This window comes from Peptoniphilus grossensis ph5, assembly GCF_000311825.1.
Taxonomy (GTDB): domain Bacteria; phylum Bacillota; class Clostridia; order Tissierellales; family Peptoniphilaceae; genus Peptoniphilus_A; species Peptoniphilus_A hominis.
Map to the genome: position 1 here is coordinate 171794 of NZ_HE978567.1, position 19336 is coordinate 191129.

At 36.2% G+C, this 19336-nt stretch carries 17 protein-coding genes; 3 read left to right on the forward strand and 14 right to left on the reverse strand.

The genetic code is table 11. The features are described from left to right. Nucleotides 1–382: 382 nt before the first annotated feature. The 6 genes from HGPG_RS05200 to HGPG_RS05225 are packed head-to-tail and all read right to left on the reverse strand — an operon-like array spanning nt 383 to nt 5757. Complete coding sequence (locus HGPG_RS05200; RefSeq protein ID WP_019125001.1) at nt 383–1075, reverse strand: LrgB family protein; 693 nt, start codon at nt 1073–1075, stop codon at nt 383–385. Further along, entirely contained in the window at nt 1068–1418 is a 351-nt protein-coding gene (locus tag HGPG_RS05205; protein ID WP_019125002.1) for a CidA/LrgA family protein, read from the reverse strand. The genes HGPG_RS05200 and HGPG_RS05205 overlap by 8 nt, the downstream gene beginning before the upstream one ends. Nucleotides 1419–1425: 7 nt before the next feature. Next, nucleotides 1426–2397, reverse strand: coding sequence for an electron transfer flavoprotein subunit alpha/FixB family protein (locus HGPG_RS05210; RefSeq protein ID WP_019125003.1), 972 nt, complete (start codon nt 2395–2397; stop codon nt 1426–1428). 9 nt (nt 2398–2406) lie between these two features. After that, complete coding sequence (locus HGPG_RS05215; protein WP_019125004.1) at nt 2407–3174, reverse strand: electron transfer flavoprotein subunit beta/FixA family protein; 768 nt, start codon at nt 3172–3174, stop codon at nt 2407–2409. A 2-nt stretch (nt 3175–3176) separates the two neighbouring features. Next, complete coding sequence (locus HGPG_RS05220; RefSeq protein ID WP_019125005.1) at nt 3177–4313, reverse strand: acyl-CoA dehydrogenase family protein; 1137 nt, start codon at nt 4311–4313, stop codon at nt 3177–3179. Nucleotides 4314–4344: 31 nt separating this feature from the next. Next, nucleotides 4345–5757: a D-lactate dehydrogenase gene (locus tag HGPG_RS05225; RefSeq protein ID WP_019125006.1), complete on the reverse strand. Its 1413-nt coding sequence runs from the start codon at nt 5755–5757 to the stop codon at nt 4345–4347. Nucleotides 5758–5928: 171 nt separating this feature from the next. Between HGPG_RS05225 and HGPG_RS05230 the strand changes: the two genes are divergently transcribed. From HGPG_RS05230 to iadA, 3 genes are all read left to right on the forward strand, one after another. Then, entirely contained in the window at nt 5929–7365 is a 1437-nt protein-coding gene (locus HGPG_RS05230; RefSeq protein WP_019125007.1) for a hypothetical protein, read from the forward strand. A 410-nt stretch (nt 7366–7775) separates the two neighbouring features. Next, nucleotides 7776–9488 carry a putative basic amino acid antiporter YfcC gene (gene yfcC, locus HGPG_RS05235; RefSeq protein ID WP_019125008.1) on the forward strand — a complete coding sequence of 571 codons (1713 nt, stop codon included), beginning with the start codon at nt 7776–7778 and terminating at the stop codon, nt 9486–9488. Between the two features lie 20 nt (nt 9489–9508). Beyond that, nucleotides 9509–10693 carry a beta-aspartyl-peptidase gene (gene iadA / locus HGPG_RS05240; RefSeq protein WP_147629752.1) on the forward strand — a complete coding sequence of 395 codons (1185 nt, stop codon included), beginning with the start codon at nt 9509–9511 and terminating at the stop codon, nt 10691–10693. A gap of 123 nt (nt 10694–10816) precedes the next feature. On the opposite strand, the gene HGPG_RS05245 is transcribed toward iadA, so the two are convergent. The 8 genes from HGPG_RS05245 to HGPG_RS05285 form a co-directional block, all read right to left on the reverse strand. Further along, nucleotides 10817–11164, reverse strand: a complete 348-nt coding sequence (locus HGPG_RS05245; protein WP_019125010.1) for a type II toxin-antitoxin system RelB family anti-toxin — start codon at nt 11162–11164, stop codon at nt 10817–10819. 113 nt (nt 11165–11277) lie between these two features. Beyond that, nucleotides 11278–11535, reverse strand: a complete 258-nt coding sequence (locus tag HGPG_RS05250) for a type II toxin-antitoxin system RelB/DinJ family antitoxin (RefSeq protein ID WP_019125011.1) — start codon at nt 11533–11535, stop codon at nt 11278–11280. A 173-nt stretch (nt 11536–11708) separates the two neighbouring features. Further along, a complete protein-coding gene (locus tag HGPG_RS05260) occupies nt 11709–12545 on the reverse strand; it encodes a class C sortase (RefSeq protein ID WP_019125012.1) in 837 nt (278 codons plus the stop codon). Next, nucleotides 12542–13357 (reverse strand): class C sortase, encoded by an 816-nt coding sequence (locus tag HGPG_RS05265; protein ID WP_019125013.1) that lies wholly within the window; start codon nt 13355–13357, stop codon nt 12542–12544. The genes HGPG_RS05260 and HGPG_RS05265 overlap by 4 nt, the downstream gene beginning before the upstream one ends. Next, nucleotides 13341–14321, reverse strand: coding sequence for a class C sortase (locus tag HGPG_RS05270; RefSeq protein ID WP_019125014.1), 981 nt, complete (start codon nt 14319–14321; stop codon nt 13341–13343). The genes HGPG_RS05265 and HGPG_RS05270 overlap by 17 nt, the downstream gene beginning before the upstream one ends. 38 nt (nt 14322–14359) lie before the next feature. Continuing rightward, nucleotides 14360–15577, reverse strand: a complete 1218-nt coding sequence (locus HGPG_RS05275; RefSeq protein WP_019125015.1) for an MSCRAMM family protein — start codon at nt 15575–15577, stop codon at nt 14360–14362. A gap of 135 nt (nt 15578–15712) precedes the next feature. Next, a complete protein-coding gene (locus HGPG_RS05280) occupies nt 15713–17917 on the reverse strand; it encodes a SpaH/EbpB family LPXTG-anchored major pilin (RefSeq protein WP_019125016.1) in 2205 nt (734 codons plus the stop codon). Between the two features lie 79 nt (nt 17918–17996). Continuing rightward, the gene (locus tag HGPG_RS05285; protein ID WP_019125017.1) at nt 17997–19292 is read right to left on the reverse strand and encodes a hypothetical protein; all 1296 of its coding nucleotides are present in this window, start codon (nt 19290–19292) and stop codon (nt 17997–17999) included. Between the last annotated feature and the right edge of the window lie 44 nt (nt 19293–19336).

Consider the following 19336-nt stretch of genomic DNA (forward strand, 5'->3'; position numbering starts at 1 on the left):
GTTAGCGAAGCATGAGCTGATGAAAAATCTTATCCAGCGAAGGAAGACGATGCGACCGAATAGGGAGCATTGTCGAGTGAGTCGGATTTCTTGAAATAAATTAAATAAAAAAACAAAAAGTAGTCTAAAACCATAAGGCTACTTTTTTGGTTTCCACAGCAAATGAGAGAGCTAGCGAAGCATGAGCTGATGAAAAATCTTATCCATCGAAAATTAAGGAACACAGATTTATCGAAATTTCTTGCAGAAATTTGATCAAGTCTCATCCGTGCAAGCGAATAGAGACCATTGTCGACTAAGTCGGATATCTTGAAATAAGTAAAGACCTATTGAGGGAGACAATAGGTCTAATAAATTTATTTAGTTCAAAACAACATTCGCCTTAAAATAAGCTTTCTATAACTTTCATTGCAAGAGGCATTAGGATTACAGTCACAAGACCTGCCACAGCAATTGAAAGTCCACTCATGGCACCTTGGATCTCGCCAAGCTTTCTCGCTTCAGATGTTCCAACTGCGTGAGAAGATGTACCAATGGCAACACCTTGTGCTGTTGGGTCCTTTATCCTAAAGAGCTTTATGATCATTGGGGCAATAACTGCACCAGTTACCCCTCTTATTACTACAAGGACTGCAGTAATGGCAGAGGCGCCACCATACTCTTCAGATAGAGAAATTGCAATTGCAGTTGTAATTGATTGTGGAGTTGCAGACACAACTATGTTTTTGTCAAAGCCAGCCATGTGGAAGACAAAGACCACAAATAACATTGCAATTACAGAGCCAAGTACCGTTCCTGAAAGAATTGGGATTAAATTTTTCTTTAATTCGGGCAAATTTTCGTACAAATCAACAACCATTGCTACTGTGGCAGGAGCGATGAAGAACATTATAAAGTCTCCACCCTGCTTATAATCTTCGTAGGGTATTCCTGTCACCTTTAAAAACAAGATACATAGGGCAATGGATATTAGTAGAGGATTAGCCAAAGGAGTTTTTAATTTTTTGTTTATCATCTTTCCTATTTCAAAAGTTGCAAAGGTCAAGATGATGCCAAAGTATTTGTTACTAAACATCTTTCCTCCTTTGTAAAATTTCTATAATTTTACCAGTGAGTCCCATTGTTATAGCTGTGCCAAGGACTACTAAAACCACGAGTAGGCCAGCCTTTCCCCTTATCTCGTCATAGGAATTTATAATGCCAACGCCTGCTGGCACAAACAAAATCGCCAAATTTTGTAAAATTCCGTTGGAAGTCTTTTTAACATCGTCGGGTTTTATTATTCCAACTGCAAAGGCTATGAAGAGATAAATCATACCATATACAGCTTCAGGTATTGGGAAATTTATAAGGTGTCTAGTCACTACTCCAAGCATTAAGCAGACACATAATATTACAAATTCCTTTAAATAGTTCATAAGTCACCTATGCGTTTTCTTTAATTTTTTTCACTTCTTCAATAAGTAGTGGAAGAATAACTTTACAGTCTCCAACTATTCCCACATCAGCAAGATTAAATATAGGAGCGTCTTCGTCCTTATTTATTGCTAGGATAAAGCCAGAGTTTTCCATGCCAGAAATGTGTTGCACTGCGCCAGAAACTCCACAGCCAATGTATAGGGCTGGAGAAACAATTTTACCAGATTGACCAATTTGTGAAGCCTTAGGTAGAACTCCATCGTCAATTACTGGTCTTGTGCCAGAGATTGGAGCGCCGAAAGCATCAGCAAGTTCCTTAACAAGTGGGAAGATTTCATCAGATGATGCCCCTCTACCACAAGTTACGATTACTGGAGCATCTTCAAGGTTAATTTCAGCACCTGCTGCCATTACCACATCTCTTATGATTGATTTTATGTCCTTAACTTCATCAATATTTTCTTCTACAAGATTTCCTGCTCCATTTAGGTCCTCTCTCTTGTCAAAGGATCCTGCTCTCACTGTGATAATTCTTGGAGCCTTGTTTAGCTTTGATTCAGTTAAAACAGTTGCCCCATAAGAAGGACTTACATAAAGGACTTCTTCTCCTTCAAATTTAATTTCCATTACATTTGTAAGAGAAACTGTGTCAAGTGTAGCAGCAACATTTGGAGCCAAGTCCTTGCCGTCAAGTGTACCTGGGATAAAGATGTCTTCACATTCATATTTTTTAGCCACTTCAACAATAATATTTGAGAAGTCTTCCATATTGTAAGCATCTCTTTTTACAAGTACAATATCACTTGCTCCTGCTCCCCTTAATTTATTTAATTCATCATCTTTTAAATCTTCTGTAATTAAGGCAAGGGATTTATTTCCTTTTTCAACTGCAATTTCACTTGCCTTAGATAGAGCTTCTAAAGAAAGTTTAATAGGAGCACCCTCTTTAATTTCTATATAAGTTAATATATTTTTCATCTTTTCCTCCTATAAAACCTTTTGTTCCTTCATGATTGCAATAGCCTTTGCTACGCTATCTTCTGGCTCTTCTTCTTGAATCTTAACTCCAGCTTCCCTCTTCTTAGGTTCAAAGTCCTTAATCTCTTCAAGAGTTAGACTAGAGTCACAAGTAACTTCAAAGTCTTCAATCTTTTGTCTTCTTGCAGCCATCTTTGACTTTATAGTAGGGTATCTTGGTTCATAATCTGGCTTAGCAATAGTTACAACGCATGGAGTTTTTGTTTCAACTTCTCTATAGCCACCGTCGATTTCTTGCTTAGTGATAAGCTTGTCCCCATCTAATTTCATTTCGATAACAGATGTAACAACACCAAGATCAGATTTATTGGCAAAGTAAACTCCAACTTGTGAGCCTTCAGCATCAGTAGTTTCCTTGCCAAAGCATACAAGGTCAAATTTGCCAAGTTCTTCTTCCAATTTCGCCTTTGCGCCCATAAGTATTTCTGTAATCATTTTTGCGTCAAGATTTCTATAATCATCACGCTTTACTAAGTATGCCTTGTCAGCTCCAACAGCTAGACAATTTTTAAGTGAATTTTTAACATCTTCACCGCCAATAGAAAGAACAGTTACTTGTCCTTCCACTGCTTCCTTTAATCTTACAGCCATTTCTAGGGAGTAAGTGTCAAAGGCATTTACAACAGGTGTGATGGAATCTATTGTAGCTCTGTCATCAACGACAGAAACTGCAACTGAATCATCAGGCACTTCTTTTATACAAACTAAAATATTCATTCTTAACCTCTCAATAAATTATTAGCAACAACAATTCTCAAAATTTCGTTAGTACCTTCAAAAATTTGGAAGATCTTTGCATCTCTTAAAAGTTTTTCTACAGGATATTCTCTGCTGTAGCCATAACCGCCAAATAGTTGGATGGCATCTTCAGCCACTCTCATAGCTATATCAGAAGCATAACATTTTGCAATTGCAGATTCTCTATTGTAGCTTAGGCCCATGTCCATTCTTGTAAGTGCATTGGCAACCATTTGTCTTGCAACTTCTGTTTGAATGTCCATATCAGCAAGCTTAAATTGAATAGCTTGGTTTGCATTAATAGCTTTGCCAAATTGGATTCTTTCTGTAGTATATTTTTTAGCTTCGTCAATACCTCTTTGTGCAATACCAACAGCTATACAACCCATCCAAGCCCTAGCTTGGTCAAGAGTCTTCATGGCAATAGAAAAGCCCTTGCCTTCTTCGCCAATAAGATTTGATGCAGGAATTCTACAATCTTCAAGGACAACATCAGTTGTGTTAGAAGTTCTAATTCCCATCTTGTCTTCTTCCTTGCCTGAGCTTAGTCCAGGAGTTCCTGCTGGCACTAAGAACATAGAAAGTCCCTTTACTCCCTTAGATTTATCAGTTGATGCAGTAATACAATAATAAGATGCAACAGCACCATTAGTGATGAAGCACTTTCTTCCGTTTAGCACATATTCGTCGCCATCTTTTACAGCAGTAGTAGTTCCTGAACTTGCATCAGAACCAGCCCCTGGTTCAGTAAGACAGAAGGCACCAAGTCCACCTTCCATAGCCACATCAGCAACATAATTTTTTTGTTCTTCGCTACCTGCAATAAGAACTGGCTTCATGCCAAGTCCTGATGCAGAAATAGTAGTTGCAAAACCAGCGTCAGCCTTTGCCATTTCTTCAAATAGAGCAGCAATATCTACTCTTGAAAGACCAGGTCCGCCTAATTCTTCTGGCACTTCAAGGGCAAAGTATCCTTGTTCCTTTGCCATTTCGTATAAATCTTCTGGCCATTCTCCACTTCTGTCTGCTTCCTTACAAACTTCAACAACTTCTTTCTCACAGAAGTTTCTAACATCTAAAAGCAAATCCTTTGCTTCTTCAGAAATTAAATATGACATCTTTATCCCCTTTTTCTTATTAAATAAATTATTAAATGACTTTATTTGGATTTAAAATCATGTTAGGGTCAAATACCTTTTTAATGCCTCTCATTAATTCAGTATTAACATCCCCTTCAAACATCTTTAAGAATTCCTTCTTACCAAAGCCAATTCCGTGTTCACCAGAAATTTGTCCGCCCATTTCATAAGCCTTTCCATAAATGTCCTTCATGAAAACTTCAACTTCTTTGACAAACTCTTCTTTTTCCATGTCATTTGAGCAAGTGTAAATGTGTAAGTTGCCATCGCCTGCGTGGCCAAAGGACTTAACTTCAAATGGGAAGTCCTTAGCTCTTTCGTTTACATAGTGAACGTACTTAGCAATCATGTTAATTGGCACAACAACGTCACATTCGTCAAGAAGTTTAGTTTGTGATTCAATTGCTTCAAGGAAGGAAGATCTTGCAGCCCAAGCTTCCTTGATCTTATTTGGAGTGTCAGCAACTAAGATATCAATTGCTCCAGCTTCCATTAGAACTTCAGCAGCTTCTTCGATAATGTCGTTAAGTTCATCTTCATCATTTCCGTCAAAAGTGATAAGAAGATAAGCACCAATGTCAATTCCTTCTAATTCCTTAGGGAAAGTAGATTTTCCAATATAAATTTCAGACATATTAACAATTTCTTTTTCCATAAATTCAATAGCTTGTGGATTTAAGTGAGCCTTGAAAAGTTGTGGAACAGTTGAAATACAAGTATCAAGGTCTTCGTAAGGAACGATTAGAGAAATAGTTTCCCTTGGAGCAGGAATAATCTTTAAAGTAAGCTCAGTGATAATTCCTAGAGTTCCTTCAGAGCCAATGATTAAGTCCTTTAGAGAATAACCAGTTGATGTCTTAGAAACAGTTGCACCAAATTGAGTGATTTCTCCAGTAGGAAGGACAACTTCCATTGAACGCACATAGTTTCTTGTAGTGCCATACTTAACAGCTCTCATGCCACCAGCGTTAGTAGCAACATTTCCCCCAAGAGTTGCAAACTTTTCGCCTGGATCAGGTGGGTACATATATCCCCTAGTTAAACAGTCTTCAGCAAGATCGTTTAATAATACACCTGGTTCAACTTTAACAACCATGTTTTCTTCATCATAAGCAAGAATTTTATTCATAGATTGCATGTTAAGCATTACGCCGCCAAATCTTGAAACGCCAGCGCCAGTAAGACCAGTGCCAGCACCTCTTGCAAGTACAGGAATTTTATTTTCGTTACAAATTTTTACGATCTTTGAAACTTCTTCTGCAGAAGTAACATCAACAACAAGATCCGGTTGTCCTTCGCCATAAATTGGCATTTCATCGTGGAAGAAGTCAATATTGATTTCTTCGCCAACATATACTTTGCCGCTAACAGCAGCCTTAATGTCCTCAATAACTTTATCAGTTACAGAATTATAATTTCCCATGTTTCCCTCCAAATTTTTTAAAAATATTCTTCTTGCTTTTATTATATAACCTTATTGTAAAAAAACGGTTTATTGGCACTTGCAAGAACTTGAATCATTGTGACATTATTTGACTTTTATTCAACAAATTAATATAATTTATATATAAATTTTTACGGAAGGAGAAAAAATATGTGGCACTACAGACAAGTTTTTAAAATTTTGACAGACATGACAAATACCAAGCTCTCCACCCTTGCCTATGCCTTGGACTACGACATATCCTACATAAGCAAGTGGAACTCTGGCAAAAAAATTCCATCATCAAAAAATATTTACACCATAAATAGAAAACTTGCGCCCCTATTTGCAAGGGCCCTCATAGAAGAGGACAAGACCAAGGACTTTCTCCTTAGCTTTGAATTAAAAAATTCAGAAATCTTAAAAAAAGAACCGGAAAAAGGCCTGGAAGTCTTAATCTATAAGCTCCTAAACGAGTCCTACGCCTACACAAATTCTGATGCAATAGAAGAAAGACCACAAGGCACAAATTTCATCTTCAAAACATCTAGCGTGGAAAGCGACTTAAAAGAAATTCTAGAAAAATTAATTTTGGAGAACATAGACCTTGACATCTGGGCAACCTTTGACATCACAAGTCCCTATGCAGACATACTCATTCAGACCATAAAAAAAGTGTCAAGAGATGTAGAAGTAAACCTCCACCTCCTTTGCAAAAAAGATGACATAGAAAAAATAGATCTCTTAAAAATTATCACAGATAACTCATCCATAAACTTAGAATTCTATGAGCGCAGCTACACTCACTGCGACTTCATACTCATAAAGGGCGAGATGTATATAATCATAGCCGAAAGAGAGGACTACTCAACCCTAACTTCAGGCAGAGAACTTGACACCCTCTTTGAAATTACATCCTTTATGGACCACTTCTTTGACGGGCTAAACAAAATAATTGTCACAGCCTCTCCCAAAGAGATGGCAGAGACAAATTACAGAAAATATTTTTACTCCGACAACGAATTTTTATTCTTGTCAAATTACGGCTTCGAATTTTTGCTGCCCAACAAAATTATTGACAGAATAGAAGCTTCCCTTGACCAGGACCAAGAAATAAACAAAAAAGAAATTGCCGGCATAAAACTTTTGTGGGAGGAACTTTTTGTTGATGCCAAGATAAATTTCTTGACCACAAGGACCAGCCTCTTAAACTACTTAGAAACTGGCAATATCCTCTACTGCTCCACTAGGGCAAAACTAAGTCCAAAAGAAATTGAAGACCACCTAAAAAACATAATTGAAATCATGAAGAATAACGAGAACATAAACTTTTACATCATTAATGACAACAGATACCTAAAGTCCATGGGACTGGACAAATTTAATTTCTTCATCAACGAAAATAATATGTTCTTCAAAAAAATTGAAGGGGACAAGCTAAGCACAAAGACATCCATAGTTACAGACATAAAGATCCACAACAAGATTCAAGCTGTCCTTAAGGACATAATGAATAGCTCCTACAGCAAAAAATATAACATCAAGGAATTAGAAAAGCTCTTCGCAAAATACTCTGAAGTCTTCAAAAAAATTTCCGAGAAAAGATAAATTTTATAAAAATAATATTTTCTAAAAAGGATGCAGCCTAAAAAGCTGGCATCTTTTTTTAATAATAAGATCTTTCCAAAAAATTTTCTCCTTATAAGGACTTTGCTCCTACAAAATGAAAACCTTTTGATATATACTAACTAATAGAGATATATTATTTGAAGCGTGAATTTTTTATAAACATTTTTTTAATTAAGCTCTAATAAATATGTCTCTAAATATCCATAACACCTAAAGTATTGCAAATTTAAAAGTTATTCCAAGATCCCCAAACTTATAAAATTTTAAATTTTTAGCTTACTTTAAGATGGCTTTAAATTTATTTTTCGTCTTTATATTATCTTAATTAAATAAAATTTACTGCCTCTTAAAATAATATGGATAAAATATAAACTCGAAAGGAGAAAATTATGAGAAAAAAAGATTTAACAAAATTTAAAACGCCACACACCTATGCAATTATTTTTGTTGTCGTTCTTATTTGCTGGGGCTTAACATTTTTAATTCCAGCAGGTAAATTCTCAACTCACGAAGTTGAATACCAAAATGCCGCTGGAGAAACTGACACAAGGACTGTATTGCAAACTGAAACCTTTAGGTACATGCACCCTCTCAACAAGGACTTCTTGGCTCAAAATCTTGACAAATTATACCAAGATAAAGAAGCTATGGAAGAAAAGGAAATTGACGAGGAGGCCTTTGCTGAACTTCTAAAAACTCCAGCTGACACTTGGGACCAAGGAGCTCTCGATGAGGTTGGCTTGACAGATGACACTTTATACGGACTTTATGGGGATAATTTTTATGATAAATCTGTCAACTTAAATAAGACAGCAAAAATTTGGGGTACAGATGACTTCAATGGCTTTGGTTTTTTAAACTACTTGTTCGAAGGTCTAGTATCTGGTGATAAATACGGCTCTGCTGTTGGTATTGTTGCCCTACTTTTAGTTGTAGGTGGAGCCTTTGGCATCATCATGGCTACTGGTGCCATTGACGCTGGTATCTACGCTGTAATCGACAAGACTAAGGGCCTTGAAAGATTTGCCATTCCAATTTTATTTTACCTATTTTCATTAGGTGGAGCTACCTTTGGCATGAGTGAAGAGGTTATTCCCTTCTCCATGGTCATGGTTCCCTTTGTCATTGCCCTTGGCTACGACTCCATTGTCGCCGTCACTGTAACCTTTGTTGCATCACAACTTGGCAATGCCGTTTCTTGGATGAGTCCCTTCTCCGTTGCCATAGCTCAAGGTATAGCTGGCATTCCAGTTTTATCTGGTGCAGGCTTTAGACTTGTATGTTGGGTTGTAGTTACAGGTCTTGGTGCAGCTTACACTATGATCTATGCAGAAAGAATTAGAAAGACTCCAACTCTTTCCGTTGTCTATGAAACAGACAACAAGTTTAGGGCAAAACTTGCAGAAGATAATTCCGCACAAGAATTTAAGCTTGGCCATAAAATTATTTTACTTGAAATGTTAGTAGTTTTAATTTGGATTGTTTGGGGAGTTATGAAAAAGGGCTACTACATTCCTGAAATAGCCTCACAATTCTTTGTAATGGGTCTTGCTGCAGGTCTTACAGCAGTAATCTTTAAATTAAATAATATGACAATTAACGACATGGCTTCCTGCTTCCAATCAGGTGCAGCAGATCTTGCTGGCACAGCCGTTGTTGTAGGTATGGCTAAGGGCATTTTAATTGTACTTGGTGGCAGCGATGCAAATTCCTTCTCTGCTCTAAATACTATTCTTTACTCCATGGGCAATGCCTTCGCTGGCGTTCCAAAAACAATTGCAGCAATTGGCATGTATTTATTCCAATCACTATTTAACCTGGTTGTAACATCAAACTCAGGACAAGCAGCCCTAACTATGCCAATTATGGCACCTCTTGCTGACTTAGTTGGTCTTTCAAGACAAATTGCAGTCCTTGCTTACCAAATGGGCGCAGGCTTTATGGATGCCTTTACACCTGTTTCTGCAAGTTTAATTGGTGTCCTCGGCGTTGCTGGTATAGATTGGTCTAAGTGGGCAAAATTCCAAATCAAGATGCAAGCCTTCTTCTTCCTACTTGGCTCAATAATACTAGTTATTGCAGTCCTCATTAATTTCCAATAGGAAGTGAAGATATGGATAAAATAATTAAAGTTATTAGGCAGGCAAAAGTTTATGGTCCAGAATTTTTAGGCACAAAAGACCTCTTAATTCTCGGTGACAAAATTGCAGCCATAGAAGATGAAATTAAAATTGACATTCCTTCTTTAGAAGTAGAAGAAATCGACGGTACAGGAAAAATTTTAACACCTGGCTTTATTGACTGCCATGTTCACATCCTTGGCGGCGGTGGAGAAGGGGGTTTTAAAACAAGAACTCCAGAAATTACCCTATCCACATTAACAAAAGCCGGCGTCACAACAGTTGTTGGTACTCTTGGCACAGATGGAGTGGCAAGAGATATATCTGCCCTACTTGCCAAGGCAAGAGGCCTTGAGGAAGAAGGAATCACAACATATATCTACACAGGAGCCTATCAAATACCAACTCCTACCCTCACAGGCGATGTCATGAAGGATATAATGTCAATTGACAAGATTATTGGCGCAGGTGAAATCGCCCTATCTGACCATAGGTCATCTCAGCCTACTTTTGAGGAATTTATTAGACTTGCAGCAAATGTAAGAGTTGCAGGAATGCTTTCTGGCAAGGCTGGTATAATTAACATCCACATGGGCGACGGAAAGTCTAATTTAGATTATCTAAATCGTGCAGTAGACGAGACAGAAATTCCTATTTCACAATTTTTGCCAACTCACTGTGGCAGAAATCCAGAACTTTTTGAAGAAAGCATTAAATATTTAAAGCGTGGCGGCTATTGTGACTTCACTGGTGCAGACGACCCCGACCTTTGGGAAAGAGAATATGGCGAAGTTCGAATATCCAAGGCATTAAAACGCATAATTGATGAAAAAATATGTCTCGATAACTTTACTTTCACATCAGACGGACAGGGAAGCTTCCCAATGTTCAACGAAAAAAATGAATATGTAGGACTAGGCATTGGCAAATCATCTTGTCTGCTTGAAGCAATAAAAGAATGTGTCTTTAAAGAAGACATCCCACTTGAAATTGCCCTAAGAGGTCTCACTACAAACCCAGCAAAAATATTATCCCTAAAGAATAAGGGAAGTATTAAAGTAGGCTTTGATGCAGATATAAATTTGCTAGACGAAAAAACACTTGATATAGATACAGTCCTAGCTTTGGGAAAAGTTATGATAAGAGATAAAAAAGTAGAAGTCCTTGGAACTTTTGAAAATAATTAAAAATTTAAGTTATTATGACTTTTTGAAATATTTAAAAAATAACACCAAGCAAAAAAGGATGCAGGCACAAAACCTCGCATCCTTTTCTTCTTATTATGTTAATATAATCTACTTAAACTCATCTTACTTTGCATCTTGGCTCTTCCTTGCAATCCTATCCATTTCAAATTGATTAAGTACAAGCTTGTTAATTAAAGACAAAGCTTCTAAGTCCTCTCTTGTTATTGAATCAGACTTATAATCTACCCTGCAAGTTAAATCTTCATTTCCATACAAAATGGAAGAAAGAGGACAGCAAAACAAATTAGCCAACCTATCAGCTAAGCTTGCAGAAATATTTCTTTCGCCTTTTTCAATTTTCGAAATCACGCTTTGGTCCAAGTCTAAAAACTCAGCAACTTGCCTTTGATTTAGTCCAGATTTCTCTCTTAAACTTTTTATATTTCTTCCAACATTTATTAAATCAACCATAAGCTTCCTCCTTCCTTCTTTCTCTTCCCTTTTATAAGAAATATTTTATCATAAGTTAAACGATTTGAATTTGGACATTTTAATATATCACAAATTATTAAAAATAAATAATTCTAATCCTCATCATCAATAACTTCATCAATAATATTTGATTTCCTATCTTTATATTCCTTATATTTCTTTTCAAGATAATCCATGTTTTCTTTGCTATAAAAAGGATCTGCTGTTAATTCAAAGGGGATTTTATTTTCTCTTGCTATTTTTTTCAAGTAAACATTTATTGCAGAAGACATAGAAATTCCAATTTCTTGGCAGACTCTCTCTGCTCCTCTTTTAACATCTTCATCTACCCTAACATTAATTTGTACCATAACATCATCTCCTTAATTTAATTTTATCATAATTATATAATTTGTAAATACATATACTATGATTTTTATAACAAACTCCACGATTTTCTTGTAAAGAACCAAAAATTTTTGCCAAATCAAAAAGAGTCTGGCTTTTGTAAGTCAACCAGACTCTAAAATTTATATCGCTAAAACTATCTATTAACTTTTCTTCTCTTGCTTTGTCTTGCATATCCAATCATCTTAAAGAAGGTGATAATAAAAGCAAGCCAACCTATAAGAGTCACGCCATAGATTCCGTACTTCAAATAAGAAACTTGTCTTTCTTCCCTGACTTTTTCCACAGGCGCATCTTTCTTCGCCACCTCCACGACTCTCTCTGCGTTAATGAGCAGTCTCTTTGGTCTCGGCGGTCTCTTTGGGTGACAAGTTAAAAGTGTAACCATGTCCCTGCCCTCTATAGGCAGAACTTTTTCCCAATCGCTAGGGTCTATTATCTCTTGTCCCGTAACCTTGTACTTCAAAAGACCAGACCGACCATCAATAAAAATATCGTCGCCTGCTTCAAGCTTCTCCACATTGTAAAACATGAGGTCTCCCCACCAGCCTCTGTGGCCAGCTATGACAGATCTCGTGGACTTGCCACCAAGAGGAAGACTTGTCCCCTCAACTTGCGCCACACCAAGATCCAAGTGCTTGTAAGTAGCATCAAGATAAATCGGCTTTTTCATGTCAAGCTTGGGGATAATGAGATAGGCGAAGACCTCCTCCTTGTCTATGCCCTTGATGTCATAATAACCCTTGTAGTCCTCGTTAGAGAAGGGGTCGATAATATTGGCATCGCCCTTAGTCACATCTTCATTGTACTTTTTAAGGTCATCAGTTAAACTTTCATCCTTTTCCCTAAAAGCCTCATACCTTTTGTTCGCCACAATTTCCCTATAAGACATGGAAGTAAAGGCAAGTAGGGGCATAAAAATTCCCAAGAGAATAAATAAATATCCAATTAAAACCCTAGTCCTTACTTTCATCTTCTCCTCCTATGTCTGATATATAAGAATATAATGAGCATAACTACAGCAAGAACGATTCCCGGCACAATTAGAGACTTGTAATTGAACTTAGCTCTTTCGATTTCCTCTTTCACCTCTGGCACATAAGGCACCCTGTGACCACGCACAAGCAGTCTGTGAGAATTTATCATGTAAGGCGTACAAGTAAGTAGGGTCATGAGGTCCTTGCCTTCCACAACAAGGACTGGCTCGAAGTCCCAAGGTTCCACAACGAGAATTTGGTCCACCTTGTAGGCTAGAGTCTCCTTAACATTTGTGAAGAAGAATAAATCTCCCACTTCCATCTTGTCTAGGTCCCTAAAGAGTTTAACTTGTGGCAGTCCCCTATGGGCTGTAATAACAGCGTGAGTGTCCTTGCCGCCAATAGGAAGAGATGTCCCCTCCAAGTGACCACAAGCGTGTTGCAGTACGTCTTCAGAAGTACCAGCGTAGACTGGAATTTGTTGGCCTATCTTTGGCACATCAATGTAACCAATTTTTTCCCTTACTTCAAGCATACGAGCGTAGTTTTCCACGCCCTTCTTTTCCCTTTCAGTGTAGGGGTCAGCCAGCCTTGAAGGATCAAGAGTGTCATTGTAAGCCTTGGCAAGATCAATCCTCTCCAAAACTTCCTTATCTGGCATTTCAGAAACAGCCTCTTGGAAGTCCTTAACCTGATTGTTGTTCTCCACAGTGTAATAATAATTGGAAATAATTGGGTAAATGGCAATCATTAGCCCAAGCACAAAAACAAGAATAATTTTCCAATTTTTTTTAAACTTTTCCACCATTGCCATCACCCTTACTCATATCATCATTTCCACTATTGCCGTCGCCCTTAATATTATCTTCACTATTATTATTGGCGGTCATATTCATCTTAGCAAGCTCAATATTTCTTGCCCTTTCCAATTCTCTCTTCCTTGCCAATTTTTTCTTTCGCCTTGGCAACAAATATCTAACTAAGATAATTATAGCAAAAATTAGGAGAATAATAAGCCTTTTATCAATGCCAAGATTTCCACCCTTGTCTTCCATAACTTTTTCGTCAACCTCTGGCACATAAGGCACCCTGTGACCACGGACAATGAGCCTGTGAGTGTTGATCATAATAGGAGTACAAGTAAGTAGGGTTGCATAGTCCTTTTCTGGCACCACAAGAAGCTGAGAAAAGTCACTTGGGTCAATGACATCAATGTGGTCAACCTCATAAGCCAGTGTGCCCCCAATATTTTCGATGTAAAACTTCTCGCCCATCTTCACCTTTTGCAGGTCCGTAAAAAGCCTTGCAGAAGGAAGACCAGAGTGAGCAGTGATAACAGTGTGAGTGGACTCACCACCAATAGGAAGAGATGTGCCTTCCAAGTGACCAGCACCCTTTTGGAGGATTTCCTCGTTAGTACCAGCATAAATAGGCAGCTCTACATCAATAGAAGGAATAGTGACAACGCCTATCTTAGTCCTTAGCTCTAGCATCTGAGCATAATTTTCGATTGCCTTGTGCTTTTCCTCTTCACTGTAAGGGTCCTTTGGAGTCACATTGCCTAGATTGTCGTTGTAAATCTTGGCAAGCCTCATCCTCCTCTGGATCTCTTCGTCACTTAAGAGGTTTCTCGCTTCCTTGTAGTCGGCAACTTGATTGTTGGACTCAATCCTATAATACCAGTTGGATATCATGGGATAGGACAAAATACCAAGCCCCAGTATGAAAATAAAAATAAATAAAAAATTAGATTTTTTCTTTTTCTTGCTCATATAACACCATAAAAAAGAGGCTCGCAAGGAGCCTCATTCTATCTCTTGTCCTTGATTAAATACTTACCTAGCCCAATCATCACAGCACCAGCAACAACTAGCACAATGAGAGTTATGTCACCAGTTTTAGGAATAGGTGGCTTTTTACTGTTTTCAATAATTAGGACTTTCTCAAAAGAATTGTCGTCAATCTCAAATTTTAAAGAACCCTGTAAGAGAGTGTAGCCATCGGGAGCCTTAGTCTCCCAAATATAGTAAGTGCCATAGGGAAGATCGTAGACAGAAAACTTGCCATCATCGCCAGAATTTAATACAAGGTCTTTGCCATCCCTTTGTACCCTTTGGTCCATATTGTCCTTGTCTCGAGTGATTACAAACTCAGCCCCAGGAAGACCAAGCTCCCTAGCCTCATCAGTCTTGTAGAAATTATAAGAACCTAACTTCTTCTCGTTTATCACCTTGACAGTGGCACTTTCACCTTCAAAAATAGCAAAGTCGCTTTCACTTTCCACAATCTTGTAGCCCTTTGGAGCCTCAATTTCCTTGAAGACATAGGCACCAGGTTTCACATTCTTAATAAGAATCCTACCACCATTATCAGTGACAAAAATCTCAGCAGAACCCTTATCGTCCACAGACCCATCCTTGGTCAAAAGAGGATCGCCATTGGCATAGTGAATAGTGAACTTAGCCCCAGCAAGAGCCTTGCCCTCTCCATCAGTCTTCAAAAGAAGAACAGAATTAGGAGGAGGTGGTGGAGTCTCTCCAGGAGGTTCGTGAGGTGGCTTTTCAGGTGGAGGTGGTGGAGTAGGATTAATCTTTAACCCCCATTTTAACTTAGTAATATTAGTCTCTACCGTACTAAAAACAGCAGACTCAATAAACCTTTCCTTGCTATTTCCAAGCTCCCTAATATAATAAGTGCCAGGCTCAAGACTTAAAGTCACCTTATAATCATCCTTAGCCTCAGGCCTTATAATCCACTTGTCAGCCTTATTTTCAAGTTGCTTATCAAGGTCAGCCTCGCTTAACTTGTCGAGGATAGCCACAAGCCTCGTCTTATCCATAGAAGTGTCAATAAACTTATCATTTAACTTCCATATACCAAGAGTCCTGCCCTCTAAATCATTTTTACTTAAACTTTCCTTTGTCTTTATGTCGATGGTAACAGATGATGCTCCCAAAACACTAAGAGGTAGGAAGACCGTAGTTACCATCGCAAATAAAATTATTAAACTGTATATTCTCTTCTTCATCTCTACCTCACTTACATAATATGTAGGGGAAAGGGAAGGTCCCCTTCCCAATTTAATAATTATAAAGCTATTAGCCTAAATAACTTAAAACTATTTTAAACTTAAATAGCAAGAATTAAAAGACTTAAATACCTCTTAAGCTTCTTCTCTATTCTTCTTCATTGCCATAACAGCGCCAGCCATTAGACCAACACCAACAACAGTGAATAGAACAGTACCAATACCACCAGTTTGTGGGATAGTAACTTTCTTGTTGACTAATCTTTGAGCTTTAGTTGTATCAGTTTCTGATGAATCAATTTTATCATCTTTGCCTAGATTTACACTTTCAGCTAAATTGCTATAAGAATCCTTATCAACAGTAAACGGAAATTTTTGACCATCAGCTGGAATAGCATATCCTTTTGGTGCTTCAATTTCGACTAAAGTGTAATCTCCAAAATCAAGTCCTGTTATTTCCATATAACCTTGGCTGTTTGGAGTTAAAACTACTAGATTTTCAGATAATTTATCTTTTGTTCCAAATCCATCTTTCCAAGTATATTGAATAGATGCTTTTTTCTTTAATCCTGCGATTTCAGTTGCTTTGTCATCAATTGCTTTTTTCTTAGCTGTTCCTTCAGATCCATTTTGTTGATCTGCTGTCATTGCATTATATTGATCTACAAGAGTTTTTAATTCTCCTTCTGCAGTTTTTAAAGCTGTTTGTTCATCTGTTAATTGTGTAGCTGTTTTGTAGTATAAATATTTACCTTCTTGGTTAGTAATTATAAACTTACCACCAATTAGACGAAGTGGATTTGCATTATTATCATCAGTTTTTACAAATCTGATACCGCCAGATGTTACAGTTACTTCTGGAGGTGTAATTGGATTAGGGTTAGGATTTTCCTTATTCTTGATTACAACACCGCCTTGAGCATCGTGAGAATAATTAGCTACCCAACCATTGATTTCAACTTCCACTACTCTATACTTTGCTTTTGCATCTAGACCTGTAAATTTATCAGAAGTCTTATTTGCATCTAAAGTTAAAGTTTTGCCTGTTTCATCTTCCCATTTGTTTGTTGCTGGGTCCCATTTTTGTAACTTAACAGTAACACTTAAATCTGCTGGCCAATCTTTTGCTGTAGCGCCATCTCCACCAACAAAGGATTTGCTTACAGGAATTTCAGTTTTATTTGTTTCTGGCATTGGGTTTTTATCTCCTGGTTGTGGAGTGTATCCTGGTTTATTTCCATAGAAGAAAGAAACTGTATTTGTTTCTGGGTCTACTGGACCAGTAAGTCCGTTAAGAGTTGCTGAATATTTTAGTGTTATTACAACTTTTTGAGCAGCTTCATCGGCTTGTTTGTTGTATATTGTTCCATCAATAAGTTTTACGCCGTCACCTTTATTAAGAGTTTTTTCTAATACTTTCTTGATACCTGCATCAGTGAATTTTAATACAAAACCATTGCCTTCATTTGTAATAGTATAATCTGCTGCTTCTAAAGCTAACTCAGTTTCTGTTTTACCATAAGTTGCACTTACAACTAAATCATTGTTATAAGTTAAACCTGAGCTCATTCTATCTGACCAAGCTAGTATAATTTCTTTTGAACCAGCTGGAATTGGAGTAGTTACAACATAAGGAACTTTTGCACCCTTATCTAATGTAAGAATTCTATTTCCATTATCATCAGTAACTGTTACATTGTGAGTTTCTGTTGTCTTGTTTGCTTTATTTGCTTCTGTGTCTAAATCCTTAGTAGTAGTTTTGTCTGTTAATTTGTTCTTTGGATAGATGTGTACATTCTCCATTGCCTTACCTTGATCATCATAAATTGGTAATGTGATTTTAAAAGGTACTGCTAATGCACCAGTATGGTTTGCTGGTGTTTCAGATTCTACAAAGTAATAAGTTCCTTCGGATAAGTTTGGAACTGTAACTAAACCATTACCACTTGTAGCTTCTGTTTCTACTCCATCTCCATCAACTCCGTTAAATAAGTTAGGATTTTGGTCAATTATAGCTTTTACTTGTTCTTTTGTTTGAGGATTAGTTTCTTCAAGCTTAGCTAATTGTTCAGTAGTTACATGGTAAAAAGTAAATTTAACTCCATTTAGCCATTGTGGGTTTTTACCTTTGAAATAATTTTCGCCCTCAAGGTCTTCAAGTGTCAATTCTTGACCTTTGTGGTCTTTAGCTGTTACTCCGTCAAAATCGTCTAACTTAATCTTGTGAATATTAAGATTAGTTGTGGGACCTGCTATATTAGCTAATGCTGTTAGTGGAGAAAATACTCCCACGATCATCACTAATGCCATGATTAGTGATAGAATTTTTTTCTTGTTCATAATATAACTCCTTCTTTTATAAATTTTTATAATTATTTACTGTGTTTACCAACAGTAAATTATTACCTTTGTTTTGTGGTTAATTTCCACTTTTTACTTTTTCCTCGTCCTTTGTGGACTTGGTTTTTATTTCTTTGTCTCTTTTATCCATTTCTTCTTTAATAACTTCTAACGTGTAAATAGAATTATTAATAATGATTAGTTTTTGAATTTCTGATTCTTTTTCTTTCTTATTAAAATAATCTCTTATAGAAGATATTATGAAAATAATTATTGAGGCAATAAAGATCCAAAATATAAAGTTTGTCATTATTTCTAAATCTTCTAAGCTATCCATTGCTTTTTTTATAAGCCCCTCATTAGCTTCTGGATTTTCTATAAAACTACTTTTATAATCCATAAATGTAGCAAATACTTGTGAAATGTAAGCTAGTATAATGACTACAACAATATTTAATATCGAAATAATCCTGTCGAATACATTGTTATAATAAGATTTGTTGTTTATTTTATGTTCAGATTTATCACGATAGGATTTTAACACTATCAAATCTTTTAAAAGTTTGTCTTTTTCTGTATCTGTGTTCTTTGGATAATTAGTGTCTACATATTTTATAAAATCATTAATTTCAAACTCTTCAAGTTTTTTATCTGTTGTATAAGATAGTTCAAATATATTTTTACTTTTATCTTTTTTTATATCTTCTGTTGCTATAGAATTTTCATCTATAGTAGAATCTTTTGAAACCTCTTTTTCTAATTCTTGATTTTCTGTTACCATAACTTTGCCTTTATCATTTTGATTATAAACATTTAACTTAATGCTTTTTTGGGTGTATGTCTTATATTTATCTATTTTAGTTTTGATCGATGGTTTTTGTTCACTATTTGTCACTATTAATTCTTTGTACGTATTTTCATATGAATAATTTTTTTCTATATTCTCTAATTTATAAATAAGCTTGTTAATAGTTAATATTTTATAGGTTTTAGACCTTTTACTTCCTCTGTATACTTTAAAAAAATACACTACAATAAATAAAATAAGAATACAAATGAAATATGGAATATACGCTTTAATATCTGATGCTATTACACCTAGGCAAAAACTTATAGAAAAAGTTAAGAATTCTAGAAAACTGTCAAAGCTATCTTGAATATACTCTAAATAATCTCGATAACTTTTAAATATTATTATGTCTTCTTCTAAATCTTCTTTTAAATCTTCTTTATTAATATTGTCATTTCTAAAATATTTTGAGTCTAAGTGATTTAATATTATCTCGTTATTATTTTTTCTTTTTAAAGAAATATCACTATTCGCTAAAATAAAGTCATTACTGAAATAGTTGTCAATATTATCTTTATTATCCATATATCACCTTTTTCTTCTAAAAACTATTTTGAAATTGAATAGAA

Coding starts and splice junctions, on each gene's coding strand:
- HGPG_RS05260 (WP_019125012.1), bottom strand. CDS start 12,545: ATGAAAGTAAGGACTAGGGTTTTAATTGGATATTTATTTATTCTCTTG.
- HGPG_RS05280 (WP_019125016.1), bottom strand. CDS start 17,917: ATGAACAAGAAAAAAATTCTATCACTAATCATGGCATTAGTGATGATC.
- HGPG_RS05205 (WP_019125002.1), bottom strand. CDS start 1,418: ATGAACTATTTAAAGGAATTTGTAATATTATGTGTCTGCTTAATGCTT.
- HGPG_RS05225 (WP_019125006.1), bottom strand. CDS start 5,757: ATGGGAAATTATAATTCTGTAACTGATAAAGTTATTGAGGACATTAAG.
- HGPG_RS05270 (WP_019125014.1), bottom strand. CDS start 14,321: ATGAGCAAGAAAAAGAAAAAATCTAATTTTTTATTTATTTTTATTTTC.
- HGPG_RS05245 (WP_019125010.1), bottom strand. CDS start 11,164: ATGGTTGATTTAATAAATGTTGGAAGAAATATAAAAAGTTTAAGAGAG.
- HGPG_RS05230 (WP_019125007.1), top strand. CDS start 5,929: ATGTGGCACTACAGACAAGTTTTTAAAATTTTGACAGACATGACAAAT.
- HGPG_RS05220 (WP_019125005.1), bottom strand. CDS start 4,313: ATGTCATATTTAATTTCTGAAGAAGCAAAGGATTTGCTTTTAGATGTT.
- HGPG_RS05215 (WP_019125004.1), bottom strand. CDS start 3,174: ATGAATATTTTAGTTTGTATAAAAGAAGTGCCTGATGATTCAGTTGCA.
- yfcC (WP_019125008.1), top strand. CDS start 7,776: ATGAGAAAAAAAGATTTAACAAAATTTAAAACGCCACACACCTATGCA.
- HGPG_RS05285 (WP_019125017.1), bottom strand. CDS start 19,292: ATGGATAATAAAGATAATATTGACAACTATTTCAGTAATGACTTTATT.
- HGPG_RS05210 (WP_019125003.1), bottom strand. CDS start 2,397: ATGAAAAATATATTAACTTATATAGAAATTAAAGAGGGTGCTCCTATT.
- HGPG_RS05275 (WP_019125015.1), bottom strand. CDS start 15,577: ATGAAGAAGAGAATATACAGTTTAATAATTTTATTTGCGATGGTAACT.
- HGPG_RS05200 (WP_019125001.1), bottom strand. CDS start 1,075: ATGTTTAGTAACAAATACTTTGGCATCATCTTGACCTTTGCAACTTTT.
- HGPG_RS05250 (WP_019125011.1), bottom strand. CDS start 11,535: ATGGTACAAATTAATGTTAGGGTAGATGAAGATGTTAAAAGAGGAGCA.
- HGPG_RS05265 (WP_019125013.1), bottom strand. CDS start 13,357: ATGGTGGAAAAGTTTAAAAAAAATTGGAAAATTATTCTTGTTTTTGTG.